The organism is Streptomyces sp. NPDC001868 (assembly GCF_040297125.1).
GTDB lineage: Bacteria > Actinomycetota > Actinomycetes > Streptomycetales > Streptomycetaceae > Streptomyces.
The window spans coordinates 65,009-89,571 of sequence record NZ_JBEOYO010000010.1; the positions used below are offsets into that span (position 1 = coordinate 65,009).

General features: G+C 71.9%; 20 protein-coding genes and 1 tRNA gene. 16 read left to right on the plus strand and 5 right to left on the minus strand.

Features of this window, described 5'->3' with window-relative positions; all coding sequences use genetic code 11:
* Window positions 1–3 precede the first annotated feature (3 nt).
* On the minus strand, window positions 4–849 hold the full coding sequence (locus ABT147_RS14815; protein WP_351405739.1) for an FHA domain-containing protein: 846 nt from the start codon (window positions 847–849) through the stop codon (window positions 4–6).
* A gap of 485 nt (window positions 850–1,334) precedes the next feature.
* Between ABT147_RS14815 and ABT147_RS14820 the strand changes: the two genes are divergently transcribed.
* Both ABT147_RS14820 and ABT147_RS14825 read left to right on the plus strand, forming a co-directional pair.
* Window positions 1,335–1,418, plus strand: a tRNA-Leu gene (locus tag ABT147_RS14820).
* A gap of 445 nt (window positions 1,419–1,863) precedes the next feature.
* Entirely contained in the window at window positions 1,864–4,674 is a 2,811-nt protein-coding gene (locus tag ABT147_RS14825; protein WP_351405741.1) for a beta-L-arabinofuranosidase domain-containing protein, read from the plus strand.
* Window positions 4,675–4,771: 97 nt separating this feature from the next.
* Here ABT147_RS14825 and ABT147_RS14830 read toward each other — a convergent pair whose 3' ends face one another.
* Window positions 4,772–5,425 carry an FMN-dependent NADH-azoreductase gene (locus ABT147_RS14830; RefSeq protein ID WP_351405743.1) on the minus strand — a complete coding sequence of 218 codons (654 nt, stop codon included), beginning with the start codon at window positions 5,423–5,425 and terminating at the stop codon, window positions 4,772–4,774.
* Between the two features lie 101 nt (window positions 5,426–5,526).
* On the opposite strand from ABT147_RS14830, the gene ABT147_RS14835 reads away from it, so the two are divergent.
* The 4 genes from ABT147_RS14835 (at window position 5,527) to ABT147_RS14850 (ending at window position 9,120) form a co-directional block, all read left to right on the plus strand.
* Window positions 5,527–5,904: a winged helix-turn-helix transcriptional regulator gene (locus tag ABT147_RS14835; protein ID WP_351405745.1), complete on the plus strand. Its 378-nt coding sequence runs from the start codon at window positions 5,527–5,529 to the stop codon at window positions 5,902–5,904.
* Between the two features lie 117 nt (window positions 5,905–6,021).
* Complete coding sequence (locus tag ABT147_RS14840; protein WP_351405747.1) at window positions 6,022–7,530, plus strand: DUF2252 domain-containing protein; 1,509 nt, start codon at window positions 6,022–6,024, stop codon at window positions 7,528–7,530.
* A 186-nt stretch (window positions 7,531–7,716) separates the two neighbouring features.
* Entirely contained in the window at window positions 7,717–8,631 is a 915-nt protein-coding gene (locus tag ABT147_RS14845) for a J domain-containing protein (protein WP_351405749.1), read from the plus strand.
* A gap of 159 nt (window positions 8,632–8,790) precedes the next feature.
* Window positions 8,791–9,120, plus strand: coding sequence for a rhodanese-like domain-containing protein (locus ABT147_RS14850; RefSeq protein ID WP_351406013.1), 330 nt, complete (start codon window positions 8,791–8,793; stop codon window positions 9,118–9,120).
* Window positions 9,121–9,199: 79 nt separating this feature from the next.
* On the opposite strand, the gene ABT147_RS14855 is transcribed toward ABT147_RS14850, so the two are convergent.
* Window positions 9,200–10,399 (minus strand): acyl-CoA dehydrogenase family protein, encoded by a 1,200-nt coding sequence (locus ABT147_RS14855; protein ID WP_351405751.1) that lies wholly within the window; start codon window positions 10,397–10,399, stop codon window positions 9,200–9,202.
* A 346-nt stretch (window positions 10,400–10,745) separates the two neighbouring features.
* On the opposite strand from ABT147_RS14855, the gene ABT147_RS14860 reads away from it, so the two are divergent.
* From ABT147_RS14860 to ABT147_RS14870, 3 genes are read left to right on the plus strand one after another with little or no spacing between them, the layout of a single operon-like run.
* On the plus strand, window positions 10,746–11,723 hold the full coding sequence (locus tag ABT147_RS14860; RefSeq protein WP_351405753.1) for a DUF5819 family protein: 978 nt from the start codon (window positions 10,746–10,748) through the stop codon (window positions 11,721–11,723).
* A gap of 5 nt (window positions 11,724–11,728) precedes the next feature.
* Window positions 11,729–13,054: an HTTM domain-containing protein gene (locus tag ABT147_RS14865; protein ID WP_351406015.1), complete on the plus strand. Its 1,326-nt coding sequence runs from the start codon at window positions 11,729–11,731 to the stop codon at window positions 13,052–13,054.
* The gene (locus ABT147_RS14870) at window positions 13,051–13,839 is read left to right on the plus strand and encodes a TrmH family RNA methyltransferase (protein ID WP_351405755.1); all 789 of its coding nucleotides are present in this window, start codon (window positions 13,051–13,053) and stop codon (window positions 13,837–13,839) included. The genes ABT147_RS14865 and ABT147_RS14870 overlap by 4 nt, the downstream gene beginning before the upstream one ends.
* Window positions 13,840–13,933: 94 nt before the next feature.
* Here the strand turns inward: ABT147_RS14870 and paaN are convergent, their stop codons facing one another.
* Entirely contained in the window at window positions 13,934–15,640 is a 1,707-nt protein-coding gene (gene paaN / locus ABT147_RS14875; RefSeq protein ID WP_351405757.1) for a phenylacetic acid degradation protein PaaN, read from the minus strand.
* Window positions 15,641–15,786: 146 nt separating this feature from the next.
* Between paaN and ABT147_RS14880 the strand changes: the two genes are divergently transcribed.
* A complete protein-coding gene (locus ABT147_RS14880) occupies window positions 15,787–17,304 on the plus strand; it encodes a 3-hydroxyacyl-CoA dehydrogenase (RefSeq protein WP_351405759.1) in 1,518 nt (505 codons plus the stop codon).
* Entirely contained in the window at window positions 17,301–17,891 is a 591-nt protein-coding gene (locus tag ABT147_RS14885) for a TetR/AcrR family transcriptional regulator (protein WP_351405760.1), read from the plus strand. The genes ABT147_RS14880 and ABT147_RS14885 overlap by 4 nt, the downstream gene beginning before the upstream one ends.
* A 66-nt stretch (window positions 17,892–17,957) precedes the next feature.
* Here the strand turns inward: ABT147_RS14885 and ABT147_RS14890 are convergent, their stop codons facing one another.
* Window positions 17,958–18,443, minus strand: coding sequence for an Lrp/AsnC family transcriptional regulator (locus ABT147_RS14890; RefSeq protein WP_319692808.1), 486 nt, complete (start codon window positions 18,441–18,443; stop codon window positions 17,958–17,960).
* A gap of 189 nt (window positions 18,444–18,632) precedes the next feature.
* Between ABT147_RS14890 and pdhA the strand changes: the two genes are divergently transcribed.
* From pdhA to ABT147_RS14915, 5 genes are all read left to right on the plus strand, one after another.
* Window positions 18,633–19,769 (plus strand): pyruvate dehydrogenase (acetyl-transferring) E1 component subunit alpha, encoded by a 1,137-nt coding sequence (pdhA, locus tag ABT147_RS14895; RefSeq protein ID WP_351405762.1) that lies wholly within the window; start codon window positions 18,633–18,635, stop codon window positions 19,767–19,769.
* On the plus strand, window positions 19,766–20,770 hold the full coding sequence (locus ABT147_RS14900) for an alpha-ketoacid dehydrogenase subunit beta (protein ID WP_351405764.1): 1,005 nt from the start codon (window positions 19,766–19,768) through the stop codon (window positions 20,768–20,770). Before pdhA ends, ABT147_RS14900 begins: the two co-directional genes overlap by 4 nt.
* Window positions 20,770–22,173, plus strand: a complete 1,404-nt coding sequence (locus tag ABT147_RS14905; protein WP_351405766.1) for a dihydrolipoamide acetyltransferase family protein — start codon at window positions 20,770–20,772, stop codon at window positions 22,171–22,173. Before ABT147_RS14900 ends, ABT147_RS14905 begins: the two co-directional genes overlap by 1 nt.
* An 81-nt stretch (window positions 22,174–22,254) precedes the next feature.
* Window positions 22,255–23,196, plus strand: coding sequence for an NTP transferase domain-containing protein (locus ABT147_RS14910; protein WP_351405768.1), 942 nt, complete (start codon window positions 22,255–22,257; stop codon window positions 23,194–23,196).
* A complete protein-coding gene (locus ABT147_RS14915) occupies window positions 23,193–24,563 on the plus strand; it encodes a molybdopterin molybdotransferase MoeA (RefSeq protein WP_351405770.1) in 1,371 nt (456 codons plus the stop codon). Before ABT147_RS14910 ends, ABT147_RS14915 begins: the two co-directional genes overlap by 4 nt.

The following is a 24,563-nucleotide window of genomic DNA, read 5'->3' on the forward strand; positions in this document are numbered from 1 at the left end:
GCTTCACCCTTCGGCTTGCCGGTAAATGATGGTGCTGCTGCCCACGACGATCCGCGAGCCGTCGCGGAGCGTAGCGCGGGTGGTGTGCTGCCCGTCCACCACGATGCCGTTGGTGGATCCGAGATCCTGGATCGTCGAGGGCGTTCCGGTCCGGATCTCGCAGTGCCGGCGGGAGACGCCGGGGTCGTCGATCCGCACGTCGGCTTCCGTGCTGCGTCCCAGCACGAGCGTCGGGCGGGAGATCTGATGGCGGGTGCCGTTGATCTCGATCCAGTAGCGCATGCGCCCACCGGCCACCGGAGCGGCGGGCGGCCGCTGACCGAGCGGTGCGGCGCCGGGGCGGCCACCGCCGGGCGGCGGCGTGGCCGGCATGGGCGGGGCACCGGCGGGTGCCGCGGTGGGCGGGTATCCGTAGCCGCCGGGGCGGCCCGCTGCGGGGCTCGCCGGGGCGCCCGCGGGGGCCTGCTGGTCGGTGGAGGAGGCGAGCGTACGGCTGCGCACCCGGTACAGACCGGTGTCGAGGTCGTCGGCCTTCTCCAGATGGACCTTGATGGGGCCCATGAAGGTGTAGCGCTGCTGCTTGGCGTAGTCGCGCACCATGCCGGCCAGCTCGTCGCCGAGCTGGCCCGAGTAGGGGCTGAGGCGCTCGAAGTCGGGCGTGCTCAGCTCCACGATGAAGTCGTTGGGGACGACCGTCCGGTCACGGTTCCAGATGGTCGCGTTGTTGTCGCACTCCCGCTGGAGTGCTCCCGCGATCTCCACCGGCTGGACCTCGGACTTGAACACCTTGGCGAAGGTGCCGTTGACCAGACCTTCGAGACGTTGCTCGAACTTCTTCAGGACTCCCATGGGGCACCTCCTCCGTCGTCACCGCTCTGCGTACCGCATCGGTACTGCTTACTGATCGTATCCACGCGCCGGGTAATCGGCTGGTTCCCCCTGTCGGCCCGGTCGACCGGTGTCACCCGGTATCCACGCCCACTGAAGTCCCCTCCCGGATTCCCGCCGGAGCTCCTCTTCGAACTACCCCGCGCGAACTCTGCCAAGGATCGTAGAGGCGGCGCGAGACCAGTGTCCCGCACCGGACTGTGCACCCCGTCCCTCTCCCTGGGAGATGGCCGGGACCGGTACGAGGTTGATACGTGAACCAGCACTCGTTGATACGTGGCAGGAGGGGCCATGTGTTCGGTCCGTGCTGGTCGACCGGGTCACGTCGCCGTGGAGGCGGTCGGCCGCCGATAAGGGATGTGAAGCCACCCTCTCCAGCGTGCTAATCTTCTCGATGTCGGAAGGCGCCAACACCGAGAGGAACGGGGCCCGAAGACACACCCAATGCGCGGGTGGCGGAATAGGCAGACGCGCTGGATTCAGGTTCCAGTGCCCGCAAGGGCGTGGGGGTTCAACTCCCCCCTCGCGCACAGCGAAGCGGTCCCATCGTGATCACGATGGGACCGCTTCTTTTTGTCTGCTCGCGCACCGCGCGGAGGGGCCGGGCGGGCCAACCGCAGGGCTCTGAAGTGTGAGGAGTCTCTCAGGGGATTCGGTAAGGGCTTTCGGTATCCGGTGGCGCGGGACGGCGTGGGGGCGTGCCGTGTTCCGCGTGCGCGGCCGGGAGTGGCGTCGGGGTCAGTAGCGCGTGAATCGCCGTAGATGGGCATACGGATGATGTTTCACGTGAAACGGTGCCGAGCGAGCGCATATGGCTGCCCGGTTGCGGGTCCTGGCCTCGTGAAACCCGTCAGTACCGTTGACGCTCGATCGCCTCATCCCTATCTTCTGGTCGGACATTCGCACAACGTTCGCAATTTCGAACGTGATGCTCGCTTTGTCCGACGCCCCCACCTGCCAGAGACGAGGCGCACCATGGCACCGCCCCTCTCCAGACGCTTCCTCCTCCAGTCCGCGCTGCTCGCCGCGGCCGTACCCGGAGTCTCCTTCTCGGCGGGCGGCGGCCGCGCGGCCGCCGCCACGGTTCCGACGCCGTCCACCTGGTCCGTGCGGCCCTTCGAGCTCAAGGACGTGACGCTCGGCCAGGGCCTGTTCGCCGACAAGCGTCAGTTGATGCTCGACCACGGCCGCGGCTACGACGTCGACCGGCTGCTGCAGGTCTTCCGCGCCAACGCGGGGCTCTCCACCAAGGGCGCGGTCGCCCCCGGCGGCTGGGAGGGACTCGACGGCGAGGCCAACGGCAACCTCCGCGGCCACTACACCGGGCACTTCCTGACGATGCTGGCCCAGGCCTACGCCGGCACCAAGGACACGGCGTACTCCGACAAGATCCGCTACATGGTCGGCGCCCTGACCGAGGTGCGCGCGGCGCTGCGCACCGACCCGCGCATGCTCGCCGTCACCGGGAAGTTCGGCACCGCCCAGGAGAACGTCCGCGGCTCCTATCAGTACGTCGACCTGCCGAACAGCGTGCTCGGCGGTGCCTCGGCGATCACCCTGTCGGCCTGGGTGAAGCCCACCCACAACGCCAACTGGACGCGGGTCTTCGACTTCGGCAACAACAACACCCGCTACATGTACCTGGCGGCCCGCAACGGGAGCGGCTTCCCGCGCTTCGCCGTCACCACCAACGGGCCCGGCGGGGAGCAGGGCCTCAACGGCACCGCCGCGCTGCCGCTCAACCAGTGGAGCCATCTCGCGGTCACCATCGGCGGCGGCACCGGCACGCTCTACGTCAACGGCACGGCTGTGGCGCAGAACACGGCGATGTCGCTCACCCCGGCTGCCCTCGGCACGCTGGCGAACAACTGGCTGGGGCGGTCCAATTTTCCAACCGACCCCGTCTTCGCGGGAGCGTTCGACGAGTTCAACGTCTGGTCGCGGGCGCTGACCGCCGCGGAGATCACCTCGCTGCAGAACAATCGGGCCCAGGCCTCCTCGGCGGGCCGGGGCAACCTGGCCTCGTACGACTTCTTCGAGACCGGCGGCGGCACCTTCGCGGACGGCTCCGGGCGCGGACTGACCGCCACCCTGCGCCGCACCTGGGGCGCTCCCAGCCACGCCGGGTTCCTGGCGGCGTACCCGGAGACGCAGTTCATCGCGCTGGAGTCGATGACCAGCGGCGACTACACGCGCGTGTGGGCGCCGTACTACACCGCGCACAAGATCCTGCGCGGTCTGCTGGACGCGTACCTCCATGTCGACGACGCGCGGGCGCTTGACCTGGCGTCGGGCCTGTGCGACTGGATGTACTCCCGGCTGTCGAAACTGCCGGACGCCACCCTGCAGCGGATGTGGGGCATCTTCTCCAGCGGTGAGTACGGGGGCCTGGTCGAGGCGATCGTCGATCTGTACGCGATCACCGGCAAGGCGGACCATCTCGCGCTCGCCAAGCTGTTCGACCTGGACAAGCTGATCGACGCCTGTGCCGCGAACACGGACACGCTGGACGGGCTGCACGCCAATCAGCACATCCCGATCTTCACCGGGCTCACGCGGCTGTACGACGTCACGGGCGAGGCGCGCTATCTGACCGCCGCGAAGAACTTCTGGGGCATGGTGATCCCGCAGCGCATGTACGGGATCGGCGGCACCAGTACGGCCGAGTTCTGGAAGGCGCGCGGGGTCATCTCGGGGACGATCAGCGACACCAACGCCGAGTCCTGCTGCGCGTACAACCTGCTCAAGCTGAGCCGGAGCCTGTTCTTCCATGAGCAGGACCCGAAGTACATGGACTACTACGAGCGGGCCCTGCTCAACCAGGTCCTCGGCTCCAAACAGGACAAGGCCGACGCGGAGAAGCCGCTGGTCACGTACTTCATCGGGCTGAAGCCCGGTCATGTGCGCGACTACACCCCCAAGCAGGGCACCACCTGCTGCGAGGGCACCGGCATGGAGAGCGCCACCAAGTACCAGGACTCGGTGTACTTCACCAAGGCCGACGGCAGCGCGCTGTACGTCAATCTGTACAGCGCCGCCACGCTGAACTGGTCCGCGAAGGGGGTGACGGTAGCCCAGAGCACCGACTACCCCCGGGAGCAGGGCTCCACGATCACCATCGGGGGCGGCAGCGCGGCCTTCGAACTGCGGCTACGGGTGCCGTCCTGGGCGGGTGCCGGCTTCCGGGTGACCGTCAACGGCAGTGCGGTGAGCGGCACTCCGGCGGCGGGGAGTTACTTCACGATTCCCTCCCGCACCTGGCGCACCGGGGACGTCGTGCGCGTGACGATCCCGTTCCGGCTGCGGGTGGAGAAGGCCCTCGACGACCCGTCGCTCCAGACGCTGTTCTACGGGCCGGTCAACCTGGTCGGAAGGAACAGCTCCACGAGCTATCTGTCGGTCGGGCTGTACCGCAACGCCGGGCTCTCCGGCGATCTGCTGCCCTCCCTCACCCCGGTGAGCGGGAAGCCGCTGCACTACACGCTCGGCGGAACGGAGTTCGCCCCCTTCCACGAAGGGACCGAGGATCCGACCCACGCCTACGTCAAGCGTTCCGAGCCGCGGGTCGTCCTCGGCGGCACCGACTCGGGTGTCGCCAACCCGGCGAAGTCCGACGGCACGACGCTGTTGGACGAGATCTGGGCCGGGGCGCCGTTCGCGGACAAGGGCGCGCTGGTGGCGCGTGTGCAGTCGACCGTCGGTTCCTGGGTGTCGGCCGGGCTGCTGAGCCAGGCCGACGGGCAGAAGGTGGTGACCACCGCGCAGAACGCGACGTACGCGGCGTGACGGCACGGGCGGCCGCTCCTCCGGTGGGGTGGCCGCCCTTCGCGTTCTCCGATGGGCCTACGCGGCTCGTGTTTCCCGGCGGGCCTACGCGGCGGCCCTACGCGGCGAGGCGCTCGGCCAGGCTCTTGGCCTTGGCGACCGCGTCGTCGAGGGCCTTGGCGCGGGAGGCCTCCGAGAGCGGGATCAGCTCGCTCATCGCCGGGTTGTGCGGGGCCATCGTGAGCTCCGGGACGATGAAGTCGACCTCCAGGCCGAGGGCTTCGGAGAGGACCGCCGTCAGGTAGTTCTGCACGTACTCCAGGGGCTCGCGCGGCGTGCCCGGGGCGTAGGAACCGCCGCGGCTGGCGACGACCGTGACCGGGGTGCCGTTCGTCCTCGAGTCCGGGTTCATGGCGGTGCGGCCGATGAGGACCACGTTGTCCAGCCATGCCTTGAGGGTCGACGGGATCGAGAAGTTGTACATGGGGGCGCCGATCAGGATCGCGTCCGCCTCCTCCAGCTCCACGATGAGCTTCTCCCGCTCGGCGAAGGCCGCGGCCTGCTCCGGGGTGTGCGTGGACGGGTCCGCGAAACCGGCGGTGTGCGCGTCGGCGCCGATGTGCGGCACGGGATCGGTGTGCAGGTCGCGATGGATGACGGTGCCGTCCGGGTGCTGCTCCTCCCAGGCCTTGCGGAAGGTCTCCGTCACGGAGCGCGACGTCGAGGCGCCGAGGGGGAACACGGACGAGTCCAGATGCAGCAGCGTAGCCATGGGCACTCCAAGAGAAGTGGCTTCGTTTTCGTACTCGACTATGGATAGCATAGTCACTTACTTTTTTTCATCCCCATACTCGGGCCCAGTACTCTTGCCTCATGGCGGAGCAGCGGCAGGACATCCACGGCGCGCGGCAGTGCCGGCAGGTCGACGAAGGCATCACCCGTGTGTTCGCCCTGCTCGGCAAGCGCTGGACGGGGCCGATCGTGTCCGTGCTGCTGCCGCATCCCGCGCACTTCGTCGACCTGCGCAGGGCCATCCCCGGCATCAGCGAGCGCATGCTCTCCGACCGCCTCACCGAACTCGGCGCCGCCGGCCTGGTGGTGCGCGAGGTCGACGCGGGGCCACCGCTGCGCGTCACCTACCGCCTGACCGAGGCCGGCGCCGCGCTGGAACCGGCGCTGCGGGAACTCCAGGACTGGGCCGGGGTCCATCTGCCGCGGAGCTGGCCGTGTGCGGGGGCGGCGCGGGAGTAGCGCGGCGGGTGGGCGCGGCTTTTCCACAGGTGTGGGCCGGTGGGCGCGTAGTTGTCCACAGGGTCTGACGTGTTTCGGCCACCGGCTGTACCGTCGTCACAAGTTGATGTTCGTGCGATGACGTGTGCGGGGGAGGCGGTCCGAGTGACCGAGGCCGGTACGACGGCAGGGCCGGTGGCCGAGGCGGAGTCGACGGAACTCCGGGAGACCGGGGCGAGGGCCGCGGTGTCGCCGGGGGCCGGCGCGAGGGTGCCGGGGGTGCCCGGGTTCGCCCGGTGGCCCTCGGTGGGGTCGCCCAAGGACGAGGGCAAGGCGCTGCGCACACGGGTGCCCCGCAGCGCGCACGCGGATCTGACGCTCACCACCGACCGGCCGGACGCGGTCGCCGCGGTGGAGGAGTCCAACCGCGGCCGGATCGCCGGTCTCACCCCGATAAGGGTCGGCAGGATGTCGGCCACCCCCTTCGCGTTCCTGCGCGGCTCGGCGGGCCTCATGGCCCACGACCTCGCCCGCACGCCCATGACCGGCATCGGCACCCAGATCTGCGGCGACGCCCACGCGGCCAACTTCGGTCTGTACGGGGACGCGCGCGGCGGCCTGGTCATCGACCTCAACGACTTCGACGAGACCGTGCACGGTCCCTGGGAGTGGGACCTCAAGCGCCTCGCCGCCTCGTTGGTGCTCGCCGGCCGCGAGGCGGGCGCCGACGAGGACATCTGCCGCAAGGCGGCGTACGACGCGACGGGCGCCTACCGGCGCACGATGCGGCTCCTCGCCAAGCTCTCGGCGCTCGACGCGTGGAACGCCATCGCGGACGAGGAACTGGTCTCCTACACCGACGCCCACGACCTGCTGGGCACGCTGGAGCGGGTCTCGGAGAAGGCGCGCGCCAACACGAGCGGCCGTTTCGCGGCGAAGGCGACCCGGCCGGTCGAGGGCGGCGGACGCCACTTCGTGGACGCCCCGCCGGTGCTGCGCCGCGTGGAGGACGCGGAGGCCGCCGCCGTGGCCACCTCCCTGACGCAGTACCTGACCACGCTCTCGGAGGACCGCCATCCGCTGCTCGCCCGGTACGCCGTGCACGATGTGGCTTTCCGCGTGGTCGGCACCGGTAGCGTGGGCACCCGCTCGTACGTCGTGCTGCTCCTGGACCACCGCGGGGAACCGCTCGTCCTCCAGGTGAAGGAGGCCCGTCCCTCGGCGCTGGAGCCGCACCTCGCGACCGCCGGCTTCGAGGTGCCGGAGGTGGACCACGAGGGACGCAGGGCGGTCTTCGGCCAGAAGCGTATGCAGGTCGTCAGCGACATACTGCTGGGCTGGACCACGGTCGACGGACTGCCCTTCCAGGTACGCCAGTTCCGTAACCGCAAGGGCAGCGTCGACCCCGCGGCGCTGGCCGCCGACCAGATCGACGACTACGGCCGTATGACCGGCGCCCTCCTCGCCCGCGCCCACGCCCACAGCGCCGACCCCCGCCTCATCGCCGGCTACTGCGGCAAGAACGACGAACTCGACGAGGCGACGGCCACGTTCGCCGTGACCTATGCGGACCGCACGGAGGCGGACCACGCGGACCTGGTGGCGGCGGTGCGGGCGGGGCGGATCGCGGCGGAGGTGGGGGTCTGAGGGAGGGCCCTCGGGGCGGCCGGGGTTCCGGACACGGTCGGGGTGCGGTTCCGGATACGAGTCTGGATACGAGTCCGGATCTGGGGCCGGACATGGGTTCGCATACGGGGCAGGCCTTCGCCCCTGCGTCCGCAGGTCTCCGGTGGCTTTCGGTGGGGCTCGGAGCCGTGGCCTAGGCTGGGTCGGGTGACGACCCCGGAAGCCGAGCAGACACCGTCCGAGCGCCCCGCCGAGCCTGTGGAGCCCGAGGAGGGCACGGAGCCCGTCGAAGGCGCGGCGCCTGTCGGGGGCGCGGCGTCCGCCGAGGGCGCCGGCTCCGGGCGGCCCGAGGAGCGGCTGGAGCGGGCCGTGCGGGCGGCCGAGCAGGCGCTGATCGAGTACGAGATCGCCGTCGAGACCTTCCGGGTCGAGGTGGAGAACTTCTCCCGGCTGCACCACCAGAAGCTCGGCCCCGTGTACGCGCGGCTCGACGAGCTGGACGCCCGGATCGCCGAGGCGAAGGCAGAGCGCACCGGTGACCCCGAGGACGTGCGCAAGGCGCAGGAGGCGCGGGCCCGGGTCATGCCCATGCCGGGCGTGGAGGAGCTGTTCCACGGCTGGATGGACTCGGACGGTCTGTTCCCCGAGGCCGCGGCCATGCTCACCGACCAGCCCGTGCGGTCCCCGGAGCGGGTGCGCCCGAGCGACGAGGCCCGCAGGCTCTACCGCGAGCTGGTTCGCAAGGCCCACCCCGACCTGGCACAGGACGACAAGGAGCGGGAGCGGCGGGACGAGTTCATATCGCGGGTGAACGCCGCGTACGGGCGTGGTGACGAGGCGCTGCTGCGGGAGCTGTCCGCGGAGTGGGCGGCCGGGCCCGTGCCGGAGGAGCGCAGGCCGAGCCGCGCCGAGGAGCTGTACGCCCGCCTCGAATGGCTCGCCCAGCGCAAGGAACTGCTCGCCCTCGTCGCCCGCGAGCTGGAGGAAGGCGCCATCGGCTCGATGCTCCGTCTCGCCCCGGACGACCCCGACCGCCTCCTCGAAGAGATCGCCGACCAATTGCTGGCGGAGGTCGAACAGCGGGAAGCGGAGCTGGCGGAACTGCTCGGCCAGGACGGATAGCCCGGACTGTCCGGACAGTCCGGACAGTCCGGGGAGGTCTGCTCTGACCTGCCGTGTGCCGTGCCCCGCTCTGCCTGCGCCGTCCGGTCGGACCGTCGAGGGCTCGGGCCGACGGCTGTCCGGTCCGGTAGCGTCGTACGCATGCATTTCGGAGCTGGTGTGCCCACGGTCGAGGTCGGAGACCTCAAGGACGACGACTTCCTGCTGGATGTCCGGGAGGACGACGAGTGGCAGGCGGGTCATGCCGAAGGGGCGCTGCACATCCCCATCAGTGAGTTCGTGGCGCGCTACGGCGAGGTGACCGAGGCGGCTCCGCAGGACGGCAGGATCCATGTGATCTGCCGTTCGGGCGGGCGTTCGGCGCAGGTCACCATGTATCTCGTCCAGCAGGGCATCGACGCCGTGAACGTGGACGGCGGCATGCAGGTCTGGGCGGCCGCCGGACGTCCGGTGGTGGACGACAAGGGCGGAACGGGGTTCGTTCTCTAGCGAACGAGCGCGGGGACCGTAGGCGGGTGGGGGCGCGCGGGCAGGGTGTGCGCGCCCCGAGTCGCGGCGTGCGCGGCGCTCAGGTCAGTGGGTGTGCCGCCAGAAGGTCGCCCAGTGCTTCCTCCTGGGCCGCCGCGGGGCCGAGCGAGAGTTCGAGGTGCTTGGCCCAGGCGTGATAGCGGTGCAGGGGATAGTCGACGTCGGCGCCGAAGCCCCCGTGCAGATGCTGCGCGGTCTGCACGACCCGTCGTACGCCCTCCGAGGCCCAGATCTTGGCCACGGCGACATCTCCGGCGGCGGGCAGCGCGCCCCCCGCACCGGAGGTGATCCGCCAGGCGGCCTGCCACAGTGTCGCCTCCATCGCACGGAGGTCGATGAAGCGGTCGGCGGCCTGTACGGCGACGGCCTGGAACGAGGCGATCGGGAAGCCGAACTGTTCCCGTTTGCCGGCGTACTCGCTGGTCATGTCGAGTACGCGCTCGCCCAGCCCGAGCGCCAGCGCGCACGTCCCGGTGGCCAGCAGTTCCCGCAGCCGCTCCCACGCCCCCTCCGCGTCGATGATGTCCCGCGCGGCGATCCGTGCCGACTCCAGCCGTAGTTCCGCCAGCCGTTCCCCGGTGGTGGAGATCTGCTCGGCGAGCGTCACCCCCTCGTGGGCGCGGGGAACGAGGGCGAGCACGGCCCGGCCGTCGGCGGCAGCGGTCGCGTCCCCCTCGGCGCCGTCGTCGGCGAGGCCGGGGGCGACCGACTCGGGTGCGACCGTCGCGGGGACGACGACGAAGTCCGCGTTGTGCGCCCAGGGCACCGCCGTCTGCACGCCGTCCAGGACCCAGGTGCCGTCGCCGTCCCGCCGTGCGGACACGGCGAGTTCGGCCGGATCGTGGCCGGTGCGGCCGTGCGCGGCGACGGTCAGAACGACCTCGCCCCGGCCGACGCGTGCGAGCAACTCCGCCTTCAGCTCCTCGCTCCCGTGCGCCTGCACGGCCACGGCTGCCGCGCTGCTCTCCAGCAACGGCCCCCTGGCCAGCACCTTCGCCGACTCGCGCAGCACCAGGCACAGTGCGATCGGGTCGAGGCCCGAACCGCCGTACGCGGGGTCCAGCAGCAGGCTCAGCAGGTCCGCGTCGGCGAGCTTCGCCCACAGGGCGCGGTCGAAGTCGTCCGCCACGGCACCCGGTACGAGCGACGGGCTCGGTATCCCGTCCGGCGCGACCCCGGCGAACACCGCCCGTGCCGCCTCGGTCGCCGCCCGCTGCTCCTCGGTGAAGGTGAAGTCCACGGTCCCGCCCCTTCCGTGTCGCCGATGACGGGGCGTCAAGATAGAACAGGTTCTAGAAGAAGGGAATGGTGCGGCGGGGCCGAGGCGCTGGTCGGGTGACAACGGGGCGGTCCGGGCGGTCCGGGCGGGCCGGGCAGGCGGCGGAGCGGTCGGGGGCGGCTTGCGGGAGAGAGGCGGACCACACCGCGCCGTAAGGTGTCCCCCGCTGTGGATAACCTCAGGGGTGCCGTGTGAGCGGTGTGACGATGTGACTGCTGTGGCTGTCGGGGCTGTGCCGGAGGTGCGCGGCTGAGTAAGTTCCGGTGGGGAAGTGGACCGGTGAGTGGGAATCGGGGAGCGGGGCGGAATGGACGCGAACGACGAGGTCTCGAGCGCCCGGCGAGGGCCGGACGAGCCCGAGGGCTCCGCCTCCGCGAGCGACGGGCCCCCACAGGCCCGCCCTCCCCGGCAGACCCCGGACCCGGACCCGTACTCGGACCCGGACCCCGCCTCCGACGCGGACCCAGCCTCCGACCCGCCGCCGGTCTCGACCTCGATCTCGATCCCTGCTCAGGCCCCGGCCTCGGACCCAGCCTCGGACGCGCCCACGCCTGAGCCCGCGTCCTCGCGCCCGCCGCAGCCGGTCTCCGGTATCGGCGCGCTCACCCTGCCGTACCAGATAGCCGTGGCCCTGGTGCTCGCGGTCGTGGCGGTGGCGACCTGCGCGCATCTCGGGCTGTTGTTCCTCCATATCGCGCCCTCGAACACGCTGACGAAGCAGCACGGTCGGGCGGTGGACGAGTGGGTGTACCCGGAGTTCGAGCAGAACTGGAAGCTGTTCGCGCCGAACCCGTTGCAGCAGAACATCGCGGTGCAGGCGCGCGCCGAGGTCCGTACCCCGGACGGTGGGACGCGCGAGACCGGTTGGTACGACCTGTCCGCGTTGGACGGCGCCGCGATCGACCGGAATCCGCTGCCGAGCCACACCCAGCAGAACGAGCTGCGCCGGGCCTGGGACTTCTATGTCGCCACGCATGACGGCGAACACCGCGCCACCTCGTCGCGCGGCGATCTGTCCGAGCGCTATGTGCGCCGCATCGTGGTGATGCGCCTCGACCGCGAGCAGGCCGGCGGGTCCGACGGTGTGATCGAGCGGATCCAGCTGCGGTCCCGTAGCACCAATGTGCCGTCGCCCGAGTGGAGCGAGGAAAAGGTGTCCGACAAGCCCGTCGTCCGTGAGCTGCCCTGGTGGTCGGTGACCGACAACGACCGGACGGACGCCGCCGCCAACGCGGCCGGCGCCGGCCGGAGCGTCACCGGTCGGACGGAGGCGAGCGCCGAATGAGCTCCATGAGCCCGACCGGCCCGGTCCGGCCGGTGAGCCCGACGGGGCGTCTCACCGCCGCGATAGCCAACGGCATCACCCGTGTCTCGGATCGCGCGCTGGGTCCGTACCAGAGCGCGATCATCCGTATCGGCTTCTCCGTGACCTGGCTGTTCTTCCTGCTGCGCGAGTTCCCGCACCGACGCGAGCTGTACGGCCCCCAGGGGCCCTGGAGCTGGGAGCTGGCCCAGCGGCTGACCGCGGACAACGACGCCTTCACGGTGCTGATGTGGTCCGACAGCATGGTGTGGTTCGAGATCGTCTACGCCGTCGCCGTCCTGTCCAGCTTCCTTCTGCTGCTCGGCTGGCGCACCCGCGCGATGAGCGTGCTCTTCATGGTGGGCGTCCTCTCGCTGCAGAACCGCAGCGTCTTCATGGGCGACGGCGGCGACAACGTCCTCCACCTCATGGCGATCTATCTCGTCTTCGTCCGCTGCGCCCAGGTCTGGTCGCTGGACGCACGGCGCGCACGGCGCACGCGCGAGCGCGTGGAGCGGGACGGCAGGGCGCCGGAGGACCGGGTCGGTCCCGCCCTGTGGTGCGTGCTCGGGTTCGCGCTGCTGGTGGCGACGTTCGGCGGTCTGATTCCAGGGGGTCTACTGGGCGGCTGGCTGACGTTCTTCTGGGGGTTGTGGGCGGTGCACGGCTTGTGGTGGGCCGCCGGACGCATCGAATCGGACCCCAAGCCGCGCGTGCTGCTCGACATCGTCGGCAACCTCACGCACAACGCCGTCCTGGTCGTGGTCATGGCCGAGGCGTGTCTGATCTACGCGGCGGCCGGCTGGTACAAGGTCCAGGGCGGGCGCTGGCAGGACGGCACGGCCGCCTACTACCCGCTCCACCTGGACTACTTCTCGCCCTGGGCCGCGCTCTCCGACCTGATGACGTCCAGCGGCACGATGGTGATGCTGGTGACGTACGGGACGGTGATCGTGCAGGTCGCCTTCCCGTTCACGCTCTTCAACCGGCGCGTCAAGAACGTCCTGCTGGCGGTCATGATGACCGAGCACGCCGTGATCGCCGTCGTGCTGGGCCTGCCGTTCTTCTCGCTCGCGATGATCACCGCCGACGCCGTCTTCCTGCCGACGTCCTTCCTGAAGCGCCTGGGCGGCCTGGTGGCACGCGCGCGTGAGCGTGTCGTACGTCGTGTGCTGCCAAGGCGGGCCCTCCCGGTCCCGGGGCCGCGTGACCCGCAACGGCCACCGCTCCCGCAGGACACGGAGACGGAGGCGGAGACCGAGAAGAAGGGGACGGGGACGGCCGAGCAGGCCCGCGTAGGCTTCACCGCATGAACGATCCGGTGAGCGATCCGGTGAGCGGCGCAGAGGACGGGCCGACCGACGCCCCCCTGCGGACCTGGCGTCGCCTCGCCGACACCGCCGTCCTGCTGGACGGATTCCACGCGCTCAAGCACGCCGTGCGCTTCGGCGCCGACGTGCCGGTGGCCGTCACCGCCGACCGCACGGCGGCGCTCGCCCTCGCCGACGATCTGGCGCCGGACGTACGGGACCGGCTCGCGGACCTCCTCCAGGAGGTCCCGCAGGAGACGTACCGGACCCTCGTGCCGCGCCCGCACCCCACCGCCGTCGCCGCCCTGGCCGTACGCCCCTCGCGCGCGGCCCAGTTGGCGGTGCTCGCCCACACCCCGCGCACCGCCCCCGTCGTCGTCCTCGACAACCCGCGCAACCTGGGCAACGCGGGGGCCGTGATCCGGCTGGCCGCCGGTTTCGGTGCGACCGGTGTGGTCACCACGGGCACCCTGGACCCCTGGCATCCCACGGTCGTCCGTGGCGGGGCGGGCCTGCACTTCGCGACCGCCGTCGAGCACCTGGAGGTAGCCGATCTGCCCCCGGGTCCGCTCTTCGCGCTCGATCCCGAGGGCGACGACATCCGGGGCCTGAAGCTCCCGGACGACGCCGTCCTCGCCTTCGGCTCCGAACGCAGCGGCCTCTCCACCGAACTCCGCGCCCGGGCCGACCACTTGCTGTCCCTCCCGATGCGCCCCCAGGTCTCCAGCTACAACCTGGCGACCAGCGTGGCGATGACGCTGTACCACTGGAGCTTGGGCGCTTCCTAGAGACACCTGAGCCGCAGCGCCCCGAAAGGGGCGCGGGGAACCGCGCGATCAGCCACAACGGACCCGCAGCCGCTCCCACGCCCCATGCGACCCCCTACGCCTCGCGCCGCACCTCCACCACACGGAACCGGTTCGCCACGAACGCCCCGTCGCACAACGCCGCGTTGGCGGCGGGGTTGCCACCCGACCCGTGGAAGTCCGAGAACGCCGCCGTCTGGTTCACATACACCCCACCCGTGAGGTTCAGCGACAACTGCGCGCACTCCTCCAGGCAGACCTCCTCGACGGCCTCGGCCACCTCGTCGGAGGTCGTGTACGCGCCGACGGTCATCGCGCCCTTGTCGCCGATGGTCCGGCGCAGCAACTCCACCCCGTCCGCCGCCGAGTCGACGGCGACGGCGAACGACACGGGCCCGAAGCACTCACTCATGTAGGCGGCCTCGTCCTCGGGCCGCTCCCAGAACTTCCGCGCGCCGTCGAGCTTCACGATCACCGGTGTGCGGACGACCGCGCCGGGGAAGTCCGGGTGGGCGATCTCCCGTGAGGCGAGGGCGACTTCGCCGAGCGACGCGGCGGCTTCGAGGCGGGCCTTGACGTCGGGGTTCACGATCGCGCCGAGCAGAGCGTTCGCGCGCGCGTCGTCGCCCAGCAGGCCACCGATCGACCTGGCGAGGTCCGCGACGACCTCGTCGTAGGACTTGGGGCCCTCGTCGGTGGTGATGCCGTCGCGGGGGATCAGCAGGTTCTGCGGGGTGGTGCACATCTGGCCGCTGTACAGCGACAGGGAGAAGGCCAGGTTGGAGAGCATGCCCTTGTAGTCGGCGGTGGAGTCGACGAGCACCGTGTTGACGCCGGCCTTCTCCGTGTAGACCTCCGCCTGGCGGGCGTTGGCCTCCAGCCAGTCGCCGAAGGACGTCGAGCCGGTGTAGTCGATGATGCGGATCTCGGGGCGGGTGGCCAGGTCCTTGGCGATGCCCTCGCCGGGGCGTTCGGCGGCCAGCGCCACCAGGTTGGGGTCGAAGCCGGCCTCGGCGAGGACCTCGCGGGCGACCTGGACGGTGAGGGCGAGCGGCAGCACCGCGCGCGGGTGGGGCTTCACCAGGACCGCGTTGCCGGTGGCGAGGGAGGCGAACAGGCCCGGGTAGCCGTTCCACGTCGGGAAGGTGTTGCAGCCGATGACCAGGGCGATGCCGCGCGGGACTGGCTTGAACCGCTTGGTGAGCGTGAGCGGGTCGCGCTTGCCCTGGGGCTTGCTCCACTGCGCCTCGTCGGGGGTGCGGACCTGCTCCGCGTACGCGTACGCCACCGCTTCCAGGCCCCGGTCCTGGGCGTGCGGGCCGCCGGCCTGGAAGGCCATCATGAAGGCCTGGCCGCTGGTGTGCATGACGGCGTGGGCGAACTCGTGGGTGCGGTCGCTGATCCGCTTGAGGATCTCCAGACACACCGCCGCGCGCGCCTCGGCGCCCGCGTCGCGCCACGCGCGCTGTCCCGCCTTCATGGCGGGCAGCAGCGTGTCGACGTCCGCGTGCGGGTAGGTGACGCCGAGCTCGATGCCGTAGGGGGAGACCTCGCCGCCCACCCAGTCGTCGGTGCCGGGCTGGCCGAGGTCGAGTCGGGTGCCCAGGAGGGCGTCGAAGGCGGCCTTGCCCTCGGCCATGCCCAGGCTGCCGTTCTCGCCGTACGCCTTGGGGTGTTCGGGGTGGGGCGACCAGTACGCGCGCGTGCGGATCGCTTCCAGCGCCTGGTCGAGCGTGGGCCGATGCTCGGCGATGAGGGCGTGCGCGGACGGTTCGGCGGCCATGCGTGACCAACTCCTCACGTCAGGGCTCTTCGTCGGGCTCTGACCTGGGCAGGAACATGCGGACAGAGTTAGAGTAACCGAACGATCGGTCGGGACAAGGGGGTCCGCCGCATCTGTGGACAACCCCGTGCGGGAGGATCGCGCACATGACAGGACTCGACCTCAGCAGCCCCGTGGCCGTCGTCGGTACCGGCACCATGGGCCAGGGCATCGCCCAGGTCGCACTGGTCGCGGGCCATCCCGTACGAATGTTCGATGCTGCCCCCGGCCGTGCGCGGGAGGCCGCCGACGCGATCGGCGCCCGGCTGGACCGGCTCGTCGCGAAGGACCGCATGACCGGCGCAGACCGGGACGCCGCGCGCGCCCGGCTGCACGCCGCCGAGAGCCTCGACGACCTCGCGGACTGCGGGCTCGTCGTCGAGGCGATCCTGGAGCGGCTGGAGGTCAAGCAGGAGCTGTTCCGCGCGCTGGAGGGCGTCGTCGGCGAGGACTGTCTGCTCGCCACCAACACCTCCTCCCTGTCCGTCACGGCCATCGGGGGCGCCCTGCGCAACCCGGGCCGTTTCGTGGGCCTGCACTTCTTCAACCCCGCGCCGCTGCTGCCCCTCGTCGAGGTCGTCTCCGGGTTCGCCACCGACGTCACGTCGGCCACGCGCGCGTACGAGACGGCCCGTGCCTGGGGCAAGACACCGGTCGCCTGTGCCGACACCCCCGGCTTCATCGTCAACCGCATCGCACGGCCGTTCTACGCCGAGGCCTTCGCGGTGTACGAGTCGCAGGCCGCTGAGCCCGTCACCATCGACGCGATCCTCCGCGAGTGCGGCGGCTTCAGGATGGGCGCCTTCGAGCTGACCGACCTCATCGGGCAGGACGTCAACGAGTCCGTCACCCGTTCCGTGTGGCAGGCCTTCTTCCAGGACGTGCGCTTCACGCCCTCGCTCGCCCAGCGGCGGCTCGTGGAGTCCGGCCGGCTCGGCCGGAAGACGGGCCAGGGCTGGTACGAGTACGCCGACGGCGCCGAGCGCCCCGAGCCGCACACCGCCGACCCGGTCCCGGCGCCCGCCTATGTCGTCGTCGAGGGCGATCTGGGCCCCGCCTCCGAGCTGCTCGCGCTGATCCGGGAGGCGGGCATCTCCGTCCGCGAGGACGAGGAGGACCACGGCACCCGGCTCGTCCTGCCGAGCGGCGGCCAGCTGGCCCTCGCCGACGGGCAGACCTCCGTGGAGTTCCGGGACGTCGTCTACTTCGACCTCGCGTTCGACTACCGCAGGGCGACCCGGATCGCCCTGTCCGCCTCGCAGGACACCTCACCGCAGACCCTCGCGGAGGCCACCGGGCTCTTCCAGAAGCTCGGCAAGGACGTCAGCGTCATCGGGGACGCCCCCGGCATGATCGTCGCCCGCACGGTGGCGCGGATCGTGGACCTCGCGCACGACGCCGTCGCCAAGGGGGTGGCCACCCAGGAGGACATCGACACGGCGATGCGGCTGGGCGTCAACTACCCGCTGGGGCCCTTCGAATGGAGCCGCAGGCTGGGGCGCAACTGGGCGTACGCCCTCCTGGACGACCTGCACCTGCGCGACCCCTCCGGGCGCTACGCGCCGTCCCTGGCGCTGTACCGCCACGCCTACGCCTCCGACAAGCGGGAGGGCACCTCCTCATGACCACCGCCAAGCGCGACACGTACACCCCGGAGACGCTGCTGTCCGTCGCCGTCCGGGTCTTCAACGACCGCGGCTACGACGGCACCTCCATGGAGCATCTCTCCAAGGCGGCCGGTATCTCCAAGTCGTCGATATACCACCACGTCACGGGCAAGGAGGAGCTGCTGCGCCGGGCCGTCAGCCGGGCGCTGGACGGGCTCTTCGGCATCCTCGACGAGGAACCCGCGCGCGCGGGACGCGCGGTGGAGCGCCTGGAGCACGTCGTACGGCGCATGGTCGAGGTGCTCATGAACGAGCTGCCCTACGTGACCCTGCTGCTGCGGGTGCGCGGCAACACCGACACCGAGCGCTGGGCGCTGGAGCGGCGCCGCGAGTTCGACCACCGGGTCGCCGAGCTGCTGAAGGCCGCCGCCGCCGACGGGGACGTGCGCGGCGACGTGGAGGTGCGGCTCGCGACCCGGCTCGTCTTCGGGATGATCAACTCCATCGTGGAGTGGTACCGGCCGGACGGACGGGGCATGGGCGAGCGGGAAGTGTCGGAAGCGGTGGCGCACCTGGTCTTCTCGGGACTTCGCGCCCAGGACTGAGCGCCCTCGGGAAGCCCGTGCGCCCGCGCGCGGGGTGGGGCGCCCGGCCTGTTCCACGCCTTCCTCTCACCCCTCCGGTTCGACGTCCTCCTCCTCGAACACCAGCAGTGTCCGGGTGCTGAGCACCTCCGGGATGGCCTGGAGCTTGGTGAGGACGACCTCGCGCAGGGCCCGGTTGTCCGAGGTGTGCACCAGCAGCAGGACGTCGTAGTCGCCGCCGACCAGCGCGATGTGGGCGGCGCCGGACAGCTGGCGCAGCTGGTCGCGGACCGTGCGCCAGGAGTTCTGCACGATCTTGAGGGTGATGTAGGCCGAGGTGCCCTTGCCGGCGCGCTCGTGGTTCACGCGCGCCCCGAAGCCGCGGATCACGCCGTCCTCGATGAGGCGGTTGATACGGGCGTAGGCATTGGCACGGGAGACATGGACGCGTTCGGCGACGGACCGTATCGAGGCGCGGCCGTCGGCCTGGAGCATGCGCAGGATGTCCTGATCTACGGCGTCCAGCGGTCGCGGGGGCGGCAGGGCCGGGCCGTGCTCCGGCGGCTCGGCCATTTGTTCAGGCGCCATGTGCCCCTGCCTCCCTACCATGGACGTACTGCGTTCATTTCAGGCTGTGCAGAACCGTTTGTCCACAGCCTGAGGGTGCCTGTAGCCAAAATGCGTCAACGACCGAACAATCGGTAGGTGAGACGCGTCACAGCCGTGCCGCGTCCCGGAGCCACTCCCACGAGGAGGTGCCGTATGACGGTCATGGAGCAGCGGGGCGCGTACCGCCCGACACCGCCGCCCGCCTGGCAGCCCCGCACGGACCCCGCGCCGCTGCTGCCCGACGCCCTGCCGTACCGCGTGCTCGGCACCGACGCGGCGGCCGACGCCGACCCCGCGCTGCTGCGCCGGCTCTACGCGGAGCTGGTGCGTGGCCGCCGCTACAACACGCAGGCCACGGCCCTGACCAAGCAGGGCAGGCTCGCCGTCTATCCCTCCAGCACCGGCCAGGAGGCCTGCGAGGTCGCCGCCGCGCTGGTCCTCGAAGAGCGGGACTGGCTCTTCCCGAGCTACCGCGACACGCTCGCCGCCGTCGCCCGAGGCCTCGACCCCGTGCAGGCGCTCACGCTGCTGCGCGGCGACTGGCACACCGGCTACGACCCGCACGAGTACCGCGTGGCCCCCCTGTGCACCCCGCTCGCCACCCAGCTCCCGCACGCCGTGGGCCTCGCGCACGCCGCCCGGCTCAAGGGCGACGACGTGGTGGCGCTCGCCCTGGTCGGCGACGGCGGCACCAGCGAGGGCGACTTCCACGAGGCGCTCAACTTCGCCGCCGTGTGGCAGGCCCCGGTCGTCTTCCTCGTCCAGAACAACGGCTTCGCGATCTCCGTCCCGCTCGCCAAGCAGACCGCCGCCCCGTCGCTCGCCCACAAGGCCGTCGGCTACGGGATGCCGGGCCGTCTGGTCGACGGCAACGACGCGGCGGCCGTGCACCAGGTGCTCGCCGAAGCCGTGGCCCACGCGCGCGCGGGCGGCGGCCCCACCCTGGTCGAGGCGGTGACCTACCGCATCGACGCCCACACCAACGCCGACGACGCGACCCGCTACCGGGGTGCCGACGAGGTCGAGACCTGGCGCGCGCACGACCCGATCGCTCTCCTGGAGCACGAGCTGACCGAGCGCGGCCTCCTCGACGAGGACGGCGTCCGGGTCGCCCGCGAGGCCGCCGAGACGATGGCGGCCGACCTGCGCGAGCGCATGAACCAGGACCCGGTGCTCGACCCCATGGACCTCTTCGCCCACGTCTACGCCGAACCCACTCCTCAACTGCGCGAACAGGAAGCCCTGCTCAGGGCCGAGCTGGCGGCGGAGCAAGAAGGGGCGCACCGATGACCACCGTCGCGCTCAAGCCCGCCACCATGGCGCAGGCGCTCACCCGCGCCCTGCGCGACGCCATGACCGCCGACCCCACCGTGCACGTCATGGGCGAGGACGTCGGCGCCCTCGGCGGTGTCTTCCGGGTCACCGACGGGCTCGCGAAGGAGTTCGGCGAGGACCGGGTCACCGACACCCCGCTCGCCGAGGCGGGCATCCTCGGCACGGCCGTCGGCATGGCCATGTACGGGCTCCGGCCGGTCGTGGAGATGCAGTTCGACGCGTTCGCCTACCCGGCGTTCGAGCAGCTCATCAGCCATGTCGCCCGGATGCGCAACCGCACGCGCGGGGCGATGCCCCTGCCGATCACCATCCGTGTCCCGTACGGCGGCGGCATCGGCGGCGTCGAGCACCACAGCGACTCCTCCGAGGGGTACTACATGGCGACTCCGGGGCTCCATGTCGTCACGCCCGCCACGGTCGCCGACGCCTACGGCCTGCTGCGCGCCGCCATCGCCTCCGACGACCCCGTCGTCTTCCTGGAACCCAAGCGCCTGTACTGGTCGAAGGACTCCTGGAACCCCGAGGAGCCCCAGCCCGTGGAGCCCATCGGCCGCGCGGTCGTGCGCCGCGCCGGCCGCAGCGCCACCCTGATCACCTACGGCCCGTCCGTACCCGTCTGTCTGGAGGCCGCCGAGGCGGCCACGGCCGAGGGCTGGGACCTCGAAGTCGTCGACCTGCGCTCCCTGGTGCCCTTCGACGACGAGACGGTCGCCGCGTCGGTACGGCGGACCGGGCGCGCGGTCGTCGTCCACGAGTCCGGCTCCTACGGCGGCCCGGGCGGCGAGATCGCGGCCCGTGTCACCGAGCGCTGCTTCCACCACCTGGAGGCGCCCGTGCTGCGCGTCGCCGGGTTCGACATCCCCTACCCGCCGCCGATGCTGGAGCGGCACCATCTGCCCGGCGTCGACCGGATCCTGGACGCCGTGGGGCGCCTGCAGTGGGAGACGGAGAACTGATGGCCCAGGTGCTGGAGTTCAAGCTGCCCGACCTCGGCGAAGGGCTCACCGAGGCCGAGATCGTCCGCTGGCTGGTCCAGGTCGGGGACGTCGTCGCGATCGACCAGCCGGTCGTCGAGGTCGAGACGGCCAAGGCCATGGTCGAGGTCCCCTGCCCCTACGGCGGTGTCGTCACCGCCCGCTTCGGCGAGGAGGGCACGGAACTGCCCGTGGGGGCACCGCTGTTGACGGTGGCCGTGGGGGCGCCGGTCGCCGACGGTTCCGCCGGGCACGCGGGCGCGGCCGGAGCGGAGAAGGACGAGGGCTCCGGCAACGTCCTGGTCGGATACGGCACGGGAGCGCCTCCGGCGCGCCGCAGGAGGGTGCGGCCGGGGGAGCCCGCGCGGTCCGTCGTGCCGGTGCCCGTCCCGGCCGCTATTCCGTCACGCCCGGACGGTGCGGCTGTTCCGTCACGCCCGGGCGAAGCGGCTGCTCCGGCGCGCCCGGACGGGCCCGTGCCGGTCATCTCCCCGCTCGTCCGCCGCCTCGCCCGCGAGAACGGCCTCGACCTGCGGGAACTGAAGGGTTCCGGCCCCGAAGGGCTGATCCTGCGGGCGGACGTGGAGCACGCGCTGCGGTCCGCCGCGCCCTCGGCCCGGGTGCCGCAGGCGCAGGAGGCACCGGCCGTGCGGCCCGTCGCGGTCCCCGCCGCACAGCCCGCCGCGACAGCCGCCCCCGGCACCCGCGTCCCCCTGCGTGGCGTCCGGGGCGCCGTCGCCGACAAGCTCTCCCGCAGCCGGCGCGAGATCCCCGACGCGACCTGCTGGGTGGACGCCGACGCGACGGAACTGATGAACGCGCGCACCGCCATGAACGCCGCCGGCGGCCCGAAGATCTCCCTCCTCGCGCTGCTCGCCCGGATCTGCACCGCCGCGCTGGCCCGTTTTCCGGAGCTGAACTCGACGGTCGACATGGAGGCCCGCGAGGTCGTACGGCTCGACCGGGTGCACCTCGGGTTCGCCGCGCAGACGGAACGGGGGCTGGTCGTGCCCGTCGTACGGGACGCGCACACCAGGAACGCGGAGTCGCTCGGCGCCGAGTTCGCCCAGCTGACCGAGGCGGCCCGGACCGGGACACTGACGCCGGGCCAGCTGACCGGCGGGACCTTCACGCTGAACAACTACGGCGTGTTCGGCGTCGACGGTTCCACACCGATCATCAACCACCCCGAGGCCGCCATGCTCGGCGTCGGCCGCATCGTCCCCAAGCCCTGGGTGCACCGGGGCGAGCTGGCGGTACGACAGGTCGTCCAGCTCTCGCTCACCTTCGACCACCGGGTGTGCGACGGCGGCACGGCGGGCGGCTTCCTGCGGTACGTGGCGGACTGCGTCGAACAGCCGGCGGTGCTGCTGCGCACGCTCTGATCACCGACTCCCCCGGTCCGCTCCGTGATTGCGCGGCCTCCTCGCGTTCCCTGTGATCGTGAAGGCACGCATACTCGGAGGGTGACCGCGTACGAGCCCCCGGGCGGCCCCGGTACCGAGGCGTTCGACGCCGTCGTGCTCGCCGGAGGAGCCGCCCGGCGGCTCGGCGGCGCCGACAAGCCCGCCGTGCGCGTGGGCGGACGGGCCCTGCTCGACCGGGTGCTGACCGCCTGCGCCGGGGCCGGGGCGACCGTCGTCGTCGCCGACCCCCGGCCCACCGCGCGGCCCGTGCTGTGGGCCCGCGAAGAACCTCTCGGAGGCGGCCCTCTCGCCGCGCTGGGCGCCGGCCTCGGGCACACCACCGCGCCGTACGTCCTCGTCCTCTCCGCCGATCTGCCGTTCCTGGACGAGGAGGCGGTGCGGCGGCTGCTCGACGCGCTCCTGACCGGTGCGGGCCAGGCCGACGGCGTCCTGGTCACCGACCCCGACGGCCGTGACCAGCCCCTCGTGGCCGTCTACCGGGCCGAGGCCCTGCGCCGTGAGCTGGCCCGGCTCGCCGCCGAGCACGACGGGCTCACCGGGCTCCCTCTGCGACGGCTGACCGCCGCGCTGCGCCTCACCCGTATCACCGACCCCCTCGCGTCCTTCGACTGCGACACCTGGGACGACATCGCCGCCGCCCGCGCACGGATCAGGGAGCATGGCCACGTGTTGGATGAATGGATTTCCGTAGTCAAGGACGAGCTGGGGATCGACCTGGACGTCGACATCACCGAGCTGCTCGACCTCGCCCGTGACGCCGCCCACAGCGTGGCCCGGCCCGCCGCCCCGCTGACCACGTTCCTCGTCGGCTACGCCGCCGCCCGGGCCGGGGGAGGCCCCGAGGCGGTCACCGAGGCCGCCCGCAAGGCGTCCGCCCTGGCCCTGAGCTGGGCCGCCGAGGACACCCCCGACGCCAAGCCGGACACCGGACCCGCGGTCGCGCCCGGCGGCGGCCAGGACACCGGTCCGGCCGCCGGATGACCGCCCAGGACGCCGAGGAACTCGACGTGGAGGAGGCGCTGGCCGTGGCCAACGACAGGGCCGTCCGGGGACCGGGCGAACCCCGCTCCTCCCGCGAGACACCCACGACCGAGCGGGCCGACGCACACCGCGCCGACGCGCACCGGGCCAAGGACGACTCCCCCCACAAGGCCACCTCCTGGCCCGAGGCCCGGGCCGTCGCCGAGCGCGCCGCCCGCTCGGCCGGCCGCCGGGCCCCCGTGTCGGTCACCGTCGACAAGGCGCTCGGCCTCGTTCTCGCCGCCCCCCTCACCGCCCTCACCGACCTCCCCTCCTTCGACACCTCCGCGATGGACGGCTGGGCGGTCGCGGGCCCGGGCCCCTGGGAGGTACGGGCGGACGGTGTGCTGGCAGGGCACTCCGAGCCCGGGCGGCTCACGGACGGGGAGGCGGTCCGGATCGCCACCGGCGCCCGTATCCCGCTCGACACGACCGCCGTCCTGCGCAGCGAACACGGCCTCACCGACGACAACGGGCGACTGCACCCGACCCGGGACCTGGCCCACGGGCAGGACATCCGCCCACGGGGCCAGGAGTGCCGCACCGGCGACCAACTGCTGCCGCTCGGCACCCAGATCACCCCCGCCGCGCTCGGACTCGCGGCGGCCGCCGGGTACGACACCCTGAGCGTCCTCCCCCGCCCACGCGTCGAACTGCTCGTCCTGGGCGACGAACTGCTCACCGACGGGCTCCCGCGCGAGGGCCTGATCCGGGACGCCCTCGGGCCGATGCTGCCGTCCTGGCTCCGGGCACTCGGCGCCGAGATCACCGCCGTACGCCGCATCGGGGACGACGCCGACGCCCTGTACCGGGCCGTGAAGAAGTCCTCCGCCGACCTCGTCGTCACCACGGGCGGCACGGCCGCCGGACCCGTCGACCATGTCCACCCCATCCTGCGCCGCCTCGGGGCCGAACTCCTCGTCGACGGCGTGAAGGTGCGTCCGGGCCATCCCATGCTGCTGGCCCGTATCAAGCAGGATCAGCACCTCGTCGGTCTCCCCGGCAATCCCCTGGCCGCCGTCTCCGGGCTGTTCACGCTCGCCGAGCCCCTGCTGCGGACCCTCGCCGGACGCGCCGCCCCGGAGCCGTACGCGATGCCGCTGCGGGAGGCGGTGCACGGGCACCCCTACGACACCCGGCTCGTTCCGGTCGCCCTGCGTGGGGACGATGCCGTGCCGCTGCACTACAACGGTCCCGCTATGCTCCGCGGCATCGCCACCGCCGATGCCCTTGCCGTCGTACCGCCCGGAGGTGCCCGCCCCGGTCAGGAGCTGGAGCTGCTCGACCTGCCCTGGGCGACAGCGGGCATCCAGGTGTGTTTCACGTGA

Coding starts and splice junctions, on each gene's coding strand:
- ABT147_RS14870 (WP_351405755.1), top strand. CDS start 13,051: ATGAACGATCCGGTGAGCGATCCGGTGAGCGGCGCAGAGGACGGGCCG.
- pdhA (WP_351405762.1), top strand. CDS start 18,633: ATGACGGTCATGGAGCAGCGGGGCGCGTACCGCCCGACACCGCCGCCC.
- ABT147_RS14815 (WP_351405739.1), bottom strand. CDS start 849: ATGGGAGTCCTGAAGAAGTTCGAGCAACGTCTCGAAGGTCTGGTCAAC.
- ABT147_RS14860 (WP_351405753.1), top strand. CDS start 10,746: ATGGACGCGAACGACGAGGTCTCGAGCGCCCGGCGAGGGCCGGACGAG.
- ABT147_RS14885 (WP_351405760.1), top strand. CDS start 17,301: ATGACCACCGCCAAGCGCGACACGTACACCCCGGAGACGCTGCTGTCC.
- ABT147_RS14825 (WP_351405741.1), top strand. CDS start 1,864: ATGGCACCGCCCCTCTCCAGACGCTTCCTCCTCCAGTCCGCGCTGCTC.
- ABT147_RS14890 (WP_319692808.1), bottom strand. CDS start 18,443: ATGGCCGAGCCGCCGGAGCACGGCCCGGCCCTGCCGCCCCCGCGACCG.
- ABT147_RS14840 (WP_351405747.1), top strand. CDS start 6,022: ATGACGTGTGCGGGGGAGGCGGTCCGAGTGACCGAGGCCGGTACGACG.
- ABT147_RS14880 (WP_351405759.1), top strand. CDS start 15,787: ATGACAGGACTCGACCTCAGCAGCCCCGTGGCCGTCGTCGGTACCGGC.
- ABT147_RS14835 (WP_351405745.1), top strand. CDS start 5,527: ATGGCGGAGCAGCGGCAGGACATCCACGGCGCGCGGCAGTGCCGGCAG.
- ABT147_RS14915 (WP_351405770.1), top strand. CDS start 23,193: ATGACCGCCCAGGACGCCGAGGAACTCGACGTGGAGGAGGCGCTGGCC.
- ABT147_RS14865 (WP_351406015.1), top strand. CDS start 11,729: ATGAGCCCGACCGGCCCGGTCCGGCCGGTGAGCCCGACGGGGCGTCTC.
- ABT147_RS14830 (WP_351405743.1), bottom strand. CDS start 5,425: ATGGCTACGCTGCTGCATCTGGACTCGTCCGTGTTCCCCCTCGGCGCC.
- ABT147_RS14900 (WP_351405764.1), top strand. CDS start 19,766: ATGACCACCGTCGCGCTCAAGCCCGCCACCATGGCGCAGGCGCTCACC.
- ABT147_RS14905 (WP_351405766.1), top strand. CDS start 20,770: ATGGCCCAGGTGCTGGAGTTCAAGCTGCCCGACCTCGGCGAAGGGCTC.
- paaN (WP_351405757.1), bottom strand. CDS start 15,640: ATGGCCGCCGAACCGTCCGCGCACGCCCTCATCGCCGAGCATCGGCCC.